This window comes from Microvirga sp. P4_G7 (assembly GCF_056401005.1).
On sequence record NZ_JBFUKD010000622.1, the window covers coordinates 1 to 2188 of the forward strand.

Annotated in this window: 2 protein-coding genes and 1 tRNA gene; 2 read left to right on the forward strand and 1 reads right to left on the reverse strand. The window is 62.9% G+C overall.

Translation table 11 applies throughout. From position 1 onward, the window contains the following. On the reverse strand, positions 1 to 1169 hold a 1169-nt coding region (gene aroA / locus AC1DT3_RS18745; protein WP_477466732.1), incomplete at its 3' end, for a 3-phosphoshikimate 1-carboxyvinyltransferase. Positions 1170 to 1339: 170 nt separating this feature from the next. On the opposite strand from aroA, the gene AC1DT3_RS18750 reads away from it, so the two are divergent. Then, entirely contained in the window at positions 1340 to 1723 is a 384-nt protein-coding gene (locus AC1DT3_RS18750) for a TIGR02300 family protein (protein ID WP_477466733.1), read from the forward strand. 84 nt (positions 1724 to 1807) lie between these two features. Next, positions 1808 to 1883 (forward strand) — tRNA-Ala (locus tag AC1DT3_RS18755). Positions 1884 to 2188: the final 305 nt, after the last annotated feature.

A 2188-nucleotide genomic window follows, 5' to 3' on the forward strand; every position in this document is an offset into this window, starting at 1 on the left:
GGGCCGCCTGAACCATGGACGATGAGATCGTCGCCTTCGATGGTGTAGGCGACGCCGGCCTCCGCCAAGCCATCGGCCACCGCGGCCAAGCGATCGGACTCCTTGACGCGTAGCTCGTGCAATCCCCGCATACGGGTGTCGCCCGCCGCGAACGACGCCGCAACCGCCAGCACCGGGTATTCGTCGATCATCGCCGGGGCGCGGCCGGGCGGGATCGAGACGCCCTTGAGGCGGCTGGTGCGAACCCGCAGATCAGCCACGGTCTCGCCGCCCTCGTCGCGCTCGTTCAACCGCTCAATCGACGCGCCCATCTCCAAAAGGCTCGTGATCAGACCCGTCCGCAATGGGTTCATCATCACGCCCTCGATCACGACGTCCGAATCGGGGGTGATCAGGGCGGCGACAAGCGGAAAAGCGGCCGAGGAGGGGTCGCTTGGAACCACGACGGTGGCGCCGCGGAGCTCAGGCTGCCCGTGGAGGGAAATCGCGCGGCCGTCTTCGCCGTGCGGCTTGACCTCAACCGTCGCGCCAAAATGGCGCAGCATGCGCTCTGTATGGTCCCGGGTGGCTTCGCGCTCGATGACCGTGGTCACGCCCGGCGCATTGAGAGCCGCCAGAAGAATTGCGGATTTGATCTGCGCCGAGGCGGCAGGCGTTTCGTAGGTGATCGGGGTGGTCTCGCGCGGGCCGCGAATCGTCAGCGGCACACGCCCGCCTTCCGCCTCGGACACGACGGTGACCCCCATCTTGACGAGCGGATCGAGAATGCGGCGCATCGGGCGTTTGCGGAGTGAGGCATCGCCGTCGAAGGTCGAGGTGATCGGGTGGCTGCCGGCGACGCCCATCATCAGGCGGGAGCCGGTTCCAGCATTGCCGAAGTCCAAAACCCCGGCCGGCTCGGTCAATCCACCGATTCCGACGCCCCGGATGCGCCACCGGCCTTCACCTTCACGGCGGATATCAGCGCCGAGGGCGCGGCAGGCCTCGGCGGTCCGCAGGACGTCGTCGCCCTCGAGAAGCCCTTCGACACGGGTCTCACCGATTGCGAGAAGCCCGAAAATCATCGACCGATGGGAGATCGATTTGTCGCCGGGAACGCGAATGCGACCTTTGAGGCCCGTTCCAGCTTTGCTGGAGACCGGCGATGCCGGGCCATGTGCGTGTGACATTCTCGCTAGCCTTCGTGATTTAATTCGCTTTGCGGCTCCTAACATGCGCTTTTCATGCCGTCATCCCAGCGTAGCCGCGATCCCGCAATTGACAGGAAATTCGCATTTGACAAGAAATGCCACCACGACTAACGGAACGCTCTCAACTTTCTAATTCGAAGGCATACACCGTGGCCAAACCGGAACTCGGCTTGAAGCGCCAGTGCATGAGCTGCGGCGCAAAATTCTACGATCTGAACAAGGATCCTGCGACTTGCCCGAAATGCGGCACCGTTTTTCAAGCGGTCGCCCTCAGCCGGGTTGCGGCTCCCGCAGTCGCCCGTGCTGCGAAGGTGGTCGAGGAGGACACCGAGCTCGAGTCGACGGGGCCCGAACTGGTGTCCCTCGACGAGGTCGAGGCCGAGGAGGCCGAGAAGAGCATTCCGTCCGACGACGACATCGAGGTCGGTGAAGATGTGGCCGACGACGATACTTTCCTCGAAGAAGAAGAGGAAGGCAGCGACGACGTCTCGGATTTGATTGATAGTGATCTGGAAGACGACGAAGAGGCTTGAACCTCCCGTCGGACCCGATTATAGAGACGCCGCTGCTTCGGCAGCGACCCTTTCCGCGGTGCCCCAAACACCGTGGAGCAGAGTGGGGCCATAGCTCAGTTGGGAGAGCGCTTGAATGGCATTCAAGAGGTCGGCGGTTCGATTCCGCCTGGCTCCACCAAATTTTCCAGACAACTCATTCGGACTCATAAGGGCGACGCGCCTTCGACGCGTTCCGGTAGAACCCTTGCCACTTGCATCCGCGCCTATGCGTCCGCCGGACGATCACCAATAGACCCGCCTTAGATCGCGCTGCTCCGCTCATCATTCGGCATTGCAAACACATTCAGCGCGACCCGTGTCTGCGCCGATGCATGACATCGATTTCCAATAGGAACATAGGGTTCGCGCCTGTTCGTCCTCACCTAGGGTCGGCACGGGCCATTTCCCTGGCGTCGATCTGCCCCGGCGCGCGAGTTGTGAGAG